This window comes from Pseudomonas sp. 20P_3.2_Bac5, assembly GCF_025466035.1.
Classification (GTDB): domain Bacteria; phylum Pseudomonadota; class Gammaproteobacteria; order Pseudomonadales; family Pseudomonadaceae; genus Aquipseudomonas.
Window position 1 is genome coordinate 67,125 of record NZ_JANLOA010000138.1, and the last position, 6,429, is coordinate 73,553.

Here is a 6,429-nt window from a genome sequence, read left to right on the forward strand (position 1 = left end):
TATGTTGAGTTCCGAGCTGAAGGCGTTCTTCATGGTGGCCCGCCTGGGCAGCATCACCCTTGCCGCGAAGAAGCTCGGGCTCAGCCAGCCCACCGTCACCACGCAGATCCGCAACCTGGAAAGCAGCTACGGCGTCGAGCTGTTCTATCGCGGTGGCCGGCGTCTGGCGTTGAGCGAAGATGGCGTGCGGTTGCTGCCGATGGTCAAAGCGCTGTTGCAGCAAGAGGCCGATATCGAGTTCTTCCTGCGTAACAGCGGGCAGGGGCAGGGCGCCCTGCGGGTGGCGGCGACGGCGCCGTATTACATCCTCGATCTGGTGAAAATCTTCCGCGAGCGCCTGCCGCAGGTGGAGGTGTCGGTGGAAATCGGCAACTCCCAGCAGGTGCTGGAACTGCTGGAGGATTACCGGGTGGACGTGGCGGCGTCCTCGCAACTGCTGGAGGACACCCGGCTGGTGCGGCGGATATTGGGCACCGATCCGCTGGTGGTGGCGGTGCACCGCAGCCATCCGCTGGCGTCGCGCGAATCGTTGCCGCTGGCGGCGCTGTCCGGGCACTGCCTGCTGATGCGCGAGCAGGGCTCGACGACCCGCAAGCTGACCGAGCAGATGCTGGAAGAGGCCGGCGTCAAACCGGGCGCCTTGCTGGAGATTGGCAGCCGCGAGTCGATTCGCGAAGCGGTGCTACGGAATATCGGCATCAGCATCATTGCCCGGCATGAAGTGCCGCATAACCCGGAATTGCGGGTGATCTGCCTGGAAGGGGCGCCGGTGATGCATGAGTATCTGTATTGCTTGAAGGAGCGGCGTCAGGCGCGGTTGCCGGCGGCGTTTCTGGGATTGGCGCAGGAGATGTCGGCGCTGGAGTCCTGATTCTTCGTTGCCCTCATGACCCCCAAACAAAATCTGCCAATACCACTATCACCAGCTTTTGCCCCAACGCCACAGAACCTTCTTAAACCCTCCCTAGCATGACCCTCATCTGTACGGTGAGGTCCTGTCATGAACAACACGCTCGCAAATCCCGGCGCCCAACTGCGCATTCGCGGTATCCACAAGCGCTTCGGCGCGTTCACGGCGTTGAACGATGTCTCCCTCGATGTCGCCGCCGGTGAACTGGTCTGCCTACTCGGCCCGTCCGGCTGCGGCAAGACCACGCTGCTGCGCTGCATCGCCGGGCTCGAACGTCAGGATCGCGGTGAGCTGAGCATCGGCGAGCGTGATATTTCTACCCTGCCGCCCCAGGCCCGTGACTACGGCATCCTGTTCCAGTCTTACGCGCTGTTCCCCAATCTCACCGTCGAAGCCAATATCGCCTACGGCCTGGCGGGGGCTGGCCGCAATGAAGTGCGCGAGCGCGTCGGCCAGATGCTTGAGTTGGTGGGCCTGATTGGCAGCGAGAAGAAATACCCCGGCCAACTCTCCGGCGGCCAGCAACAGCGCGTCGCGCTGGCCCGCGCCCTGGCGCCAGCACCGTCGCTGCTGTTGCTGGACGAGCCGATGTCCGCCCTCGACGCCCGGGTTCGTGAACACCTCTGCACCGAGCTGCGCCAACTGCAGCGTCAGCTCGGCATCACCACCCTGATGGTGACCCACAACCAGGACGAAGCCATGCTGATGGCCGACCGCATTGCCGTGATGAACAACGGCCAGGTCGAGCAGTACGCCACCGCCCAGGAAATCTACGACAAGCCGGCTACGCCGTTCGTCGCCGAGTTCATCGGCCAGGGCAACTGGCTGCCGTTCCAGCGTTGCAGCGACAGCCACGCCCAGGTCGGCGGCCTCAACCTGCGCCTGGCCCCCGGCGCGCGGGCCAGCGGTAGCGGTCGGTTGTTCTGCCGCCCCGAGGCGATCAGCGTCAACCCGATCGTGCATGAAGAAAACCTGTTCCCGGCGCGCCTGCGCGAAATCACCTTCCTCGGCAATCGCTGCCGTATGAGTTTCGAGCTGCACCAGTTGCCCGGTCATGCCCTGCTCGCCGAAGTGGCGCCAGAAGCCATGCCGCAACTGGGTTCGCAAGATATCTGGGTGGCGCTTCCGCCGCGCAGCCTCCAGGTGTTTGCCTGAGATGGCCGCGCCAATCGCCCTGCCGATCGCTCATGCGAAGGCCAGGTCGCGCAGCGGTGTTGCGTTCGGTGATCGTCTGTTCGTGGTCGGCGGCAAATGGTTGCTGCTGATCTTCCTCGCCATTTCGGTGCTGATGCCGCTGCTGGCGATCTTCTGGCGCGGCTTCAGCGGCGACGCCGGACAAGGGGGCGGCCTGGTCGCGGCGCGCGCGCTGTTCGCCAGCGAGAACTTCCACTGGTTGCTCGGCAACAGCCTCAAGGTTTCCGTCAGCGTCGCGGCCATCGTCGTACCGCTGGCCTACCTGTTCGCCTACGCCCTGCAACGCACCCTGATTCCGGGCAAGGCCGTGTGGCGCGGGATTTCCCTGCTGCCGTTGCTGGCGCCGTCGATGTTGCCGGCCATTGCGCTGGTCTATCTGTTCGGTAACCAGGGCCTGCTGCGCGGGCTGCTCAGCGACAACATCTATGGCTTCTGGGGCATCGTGCTGGGCGAGGCGATCTACACCTTCCCGCATGCGCTGATGATCCTGCTGTCGGCCTTGTCGCTGGCCGATGCGCGCCTGTTCGACGCCGCGTCCAGTATGGGCGCCGGGCCGTGGCGGGCATTCCACAGCATCACCTGGCCGGCCACTCGCCAGGCTGTGTTCGCCGCGTTCTGCCTGGTGTTCACCCTGACCATCACCGACTTCGGCGTGCCCGTCGTGGTCGGCGGCGATTACCAGGTGCTGGCGCTGGAAGCCTACAAGGCGGTGGTCGGCCAGCAGCAATTCGGTCGCGGCGCGCTGATCGGCATGGTGTTGTTGATCCCGGCGCTGCTCAGCTTCGGCGTCGATGCCTGGCTGCGCCGCCGTCAGGGCGAGGCCATGAGCGGCCGGGCGCAAGTGTTCGAACCGGCTGTGTCGCGGCGTCGCGATGCCTGTTTCCTCGCCATCGTATTGCTGGTCTGCGCCGTTCTGTTGCTGGTGGTGGGCATGGCGGTGTACTCGTCGCTGGTGAAGTTCTGGCCTTACAACCTGTCGCTGTCGCTCAAGCACTACCAGTTCGATGAAACCGCGGGCGGCGGCTGGCTGGCCTACCGCAACAGCCTGACCATGGCGGTTGGCACCGCGCTGATCGGCAGCGTGGCGATCTTCACCGGTGCCTACCTGATGGAGAAGACCCGCGGCCAGCGCGCCCTCAACCTGATCCTGCGCCTGCTCAGTTTTGTACCGATGGCCGTGCCGGGGCTGGTGCTGGGCCTGGGTTACGTTTTCTTCTTCAACCTGCCGGGCAACCCGCTGCATGTGTTGTACGGAACCATGGCGCTGCTGGTGGTGTGCACCGTCGCTCACTACCTGACCACCGCGCAGATGACCGCCACCACCGCCCTGCGCCAGCTCGACGGCGAGTTCGAAGCCGCTGCGCTGTCGCTGAAAGCGCCGCTGTACCGGCACTTCATGCGGGTCACCGTGCCAATTTGCCTGCCGGCGCTGCTGGACATCATTCGCTACCTGTTCGTCTCGGCGATGACCACGGTGTCGGCGGCGATCTTCCTTTACAGCCCGGACACCATTCTCGCCGCCGTCGCCGTGCTGAATATGGACGACGCCGGCAACGTCGGCGGCGCGGCCGCCATGTCGACCCTGATTTTGCTGACCAGCGCGGCCGTGTCGCTGCTGCTGGCCTGGGCCTCCCGTGGCCTGCTCAGCCGTTCCCAGGCCTGGCGCCAGCGCGCGCCGGGCCATTGATTGCGCCAACCCAACCTGACCAACGTCCCTTCAAAGGAACCGCATCATGTTCAAGCCACTCGCTCTTGCCGCTGCCGTCCTCTCCGCGTTCAGCCTGCAGGCCAGCGCCGCCCAGACCTCGCTGACGGTCTACACCGCGCTGGAAGCCGAACAGCTCAAGAGCTACAAGCAGGCGTTCGAAAAGGCCAACCCGGACATCGAGATCAAGTGGGTGCGTGACTCCACGGGGATCATCACCGCCAAACTGCTGGCCGAGAAAGACCGTCCGCAGGCCGATGCCGTGTGGGGCCTGGCTGCATCGAGCCTGGCGATCCTCGATCAGCAGGGCATGCTGCAAAGCTATGCGCCCAAGGATCTGGGCAAGATTGGCGGCAACTACCGTGATCCAGCCAACCCGCCGGCCTGGGTCGGCATGGACGTGTGGGCCGCGACCATCTGCTTCAACACCGTCGAAGCCGAGAAGCAGGGCCTGAGCAAGCCAGTGAGCTGGCAGGACCTGACCAAGCCCGAGTACAAGGGCAAGATCGTCATGCCTAACCCGGCGTCGTCCGGCACCGGCTTCCTCGACGTCAGCGCCTGGCTGCAAACCTTCGGCGAGCCGCAGGGCTGGGCCTACATGGACGCCCTGCACCAGAACATCGGCCAGTACGTTCACTCCGGTTCCAAACCGTGCAAGCTGGCGGCCGCGGGTGAGTTCCCGATCGGCATCTCCTTCGAATACCCGGCCGTGCAGCTCAAGCGCCAGGGCGCGCCGCTGGACATCGTGCTGCCGAAAGAGGGCCTGGGCTGGGAGATCGAGGCTACCGCGGTGATCAAGGGCACCCCGAACGAAGCGGCTGCCAAGCGCCTGGCCGACTTCTCGGCGAGCCCCGCGGCGATGGAGCTGTACAAGGAAAACTTCGCCGTGCTGGCCCAACCGGGCATCGCCAAGCCGCAGACCGAACTGCCGGCGGACTACGAACAGCGCCTGATCAAGAACGACTTTGCCTGGGCTTCGAAGAACCGCGACCAGATTCTGAGCGAGTGGCGCAAGCGGTATGACGGCAAGTCGGAGAAGGTTGCCCAGCAGTAACGGCCTTATCGCCACGGTTCGGCGCCCCGAACCGCGGCGATGCTTTTTGAACTGATCACACTGCAGGACCTGAAATGACCGATTTCCTGATTGTCGGCGCCGGCATCCTCGGCCTCTCCCACGCCTACGCCGCCGCCCGTCGCGGCCTGCGGGTGAAGGTCTTCGAGCGCAGCGCCACACCGCTCGGCGCCTCGGTGCGCAACTTCGGCCAAGCGCTGGTCAGCGGCCAGCCGCCGGGCCAGATGCTCGACCTCGCCCGCGCCAGCCGTCCGCTCTGGGCCCACTGGGCCGAACACGCCGGCTTCGCCCTCAAGCGCAACGGCTCGCTGCTGCTGGCGCGCACCGCGCAAGAACGGGACGTGCTGGAAGCCTTCTGCGATAGCCGCGCCGTCGAATACGGCTACCCGGCCCGCCTGCTCGAAGGCGCTGAACTCAACGCCCTCTACGATGGCCGTTTCAGCCATCACCGCGCCGCTCTGCATGGTCTGGAAGACCAGCAACTCTATTCCCGCGAAGCCCTGCCGACCCTGGTGGCCTGGCTGCGCGAGCAGATGGGTGTCGAGTTCCACTTCTCCACCCTGGTCCGGGATATCGAGCCGGGGCGCCTGAGCACCACGGCCGGCACCTTCAGCGGTGGACAGATCGTGGTCTGCTCCGGTCACGACTACCAGACCCTGCTGGCCGAGCCGATGGCCGCGCTGCAACCGCAGGTCTGCCGCCTGCAAATGCTCCGCGCCCGTCCGCGCTTCCAACTGGACTTGCAGCACTCGCTGCTCACCGGCCTGAGCTGCCTGCATTACGGCGCCTACGCCGACCTGCCGCAGGCCGCGGCCCTGCGCGAGCGGGTCGAGTCCCACAGCCCGCACCTGCTGGAACATGGCATCCACCTGCTGATCAGCCCCACGCCCCACGGCGAGTTGATCATCGGCGACTCTCACGCCTACGGCAGCGATGCTTCGCCGTTCAACGCCGAACAGGTCGACAACTGGATGATCGAGCTGGCCGAGCACACCCTCGGCGGGCGCATCGAGGTGGTCGAGCGCTGGCAGGGCGTTTACGGCTCGGGTGGTCCGGGGCCGTTCTCGTTGCTGCCGGTCGCGCCGGGGATCAGCGCCGCGCTGATGCACACCGGCGTCGGCATGAGCGTCGGCCCGGCGCTGGCCGAGCAGCATGTGGCGCGGTTGCTGGGCGAGGTGTCGTGAGGTCTGATTTTGCGTTTGGTTTTAGGGGCCTCATCGCTGGCAAGCCAGCGATAGGCTAGATCTCCAGCACCAGCGCTTCAATCTGCTCCAGCCGCTCCGCCTGACTCAACCTGGCCCCCGGGTTCAACGACGACCACTGCGGATGCGCCCGCGCCTTGCTCAGCGCCGCCGGCAGTTTGCCTTCGCGCCAGGTTTGGTCAGGCGGGGTGTCCAGTTTGATCCGGTTGATCGCCGCATGTCCGCGACTGTCCAGCGCCTGCAGCAGTTGCTTCTGCCGCACGGCGAGCAGGCGCAACACTGCATCGTCCACGGTCAGTTCCTGTTGCCCCTTGAGTTTGCCCAGCAACCGCGCGCCATAGCTGCG

6 protein-coding genes are annotated in these 6,429 nt (G+C 65.6%); 5 read left to right on the forward strand and 1 reads right to left on the reverse strand.

Annotated features, from left to right (window positions below):
- The first annotated feature begins 1 nt into the window (after window position 1).
- The 5 genes from NTD88_RS28955 to NTD88_RS28975 all read left to right on the forward strand — a co-directional run bounded on the left by NTD88_RS28955 (window position 2) and on the right by NTD88_RS28975 (window position 6,065).
- Complete coding sequence (locus NTD88_RS28955; RefSeq protein ID WP_262156374.1) at window positions 2-871, forward strand: LysR family transcriptional regulator; 870 nt, start codon at window positions 2-4, stop codon at window positions 869-871.
- Window positions 872-1,000: 129 nt separating this feature from the next.
- Window positions 1,001-2,065 carry a putative 2-aminoethylphosphonate ABC transporter ATP-binding protein gene (locus NTD88_RS28960; RefSeq protein ID WP_095156381.1) on the forward strand — a complete coding sequence of 355 codons (1,065 nt, stop codon included), beginning with the start codon at window positions 1,001-1,003 and terminating at the stop codon, window positions 2,063-2,065.
- Between the two features lies 1 nt (window position 2,066).
- Window positions 2,067-3,791, forward strand: coding sequence for a putative 2-aminoethylphosphonate ABC transporter permease subunit (locus NTD88_RS28965; protein ID WP_262156373.1), 1,725 nt, complete (start codon window positions 2,067-2,069; stop codon window positions 3,789-3,791).
- Between the two features lie 46 nt (window positions 3,792-3,837).
- On the forward strand, window positions 3,838-4,863 hold the full coding sequence (locus NTD88_RS28970; RefSeq protein ID WP_262128834.1) for a putative 2-aminoethylphosphonate ABC transporter substrate-binding protein: 1,026 nt from the start codon (window positions 3,838-3,840) through the stop codon (window positions 4,861-4,863).
- Between the two features lie 74 nt (window positions 4,864-4,937).
- Window positions 4,938-6,065: a TIGR03364 family FAD-dependent oxidoreductase gene (locus NTD88_RS28975; RefSeq protein WP_262156372.1), complete on the forward strand. Its 1,128-nt coding sequence runs from the start codon at window positions 4,938-4,940 to the stop codon at window positions 6,063-6,065.
- 55 nt (window positions 6,066-6,120) lie between these two features.
- Here NTD88_RS28975 and NTD88_RS28980 read toward each other — a convergent pair.
- Window positions 6,121-6,429 (reverse strand): DUF3482 domain-containing protein (locus tag NTD88_RS28980; RefSeq protein WP_262191787.1); only part of this gene is annotated, 309 nt, incomplete at its 5' end.

What these genes read in the sequence shown, in the direction of transcription:
- NTD88_RS28955 (WP_262156374.1), top strand. Translation starts at nt 2, where the DNA reads ATGTTGAGTTCCGAGCTGAAGGCGTTCTTCATGGTGGCCCGCCTGGGC.
- NTD88_RS28960 (WP_095156381.1), top strand. Translation starts at nt 1,001, where the DNA reads ATGAACAACACGCTCGCAAATCCCGGCGCCCAACTGCGCATTCGCGGT.
- NTD88_RS28965 (WP_262156373.1), top strand. Translation starts at nt 2,067, where the DNA reads ATGGCCGCGCCAATCGCCCTGCCGATCGCTCATGCGAAGGCCAGGTCG.
- NTD88_RS28970 (WP_262128834.1), top strand. Translation starts at nt 3,838, where the DNA reads ATGTTCAAGCCACTCGCTCTTGCCGCTGCCGTCCTCTCCGCGTTCAGC.
- NTD88_RS28975 (WP_262156372.1), top strand. Translation starts at nt 4,938, where the DNA reads ATGACCGATTTCCTGATTGTCGGCGCCGGCATCCTCGGCCTCTCCCAC.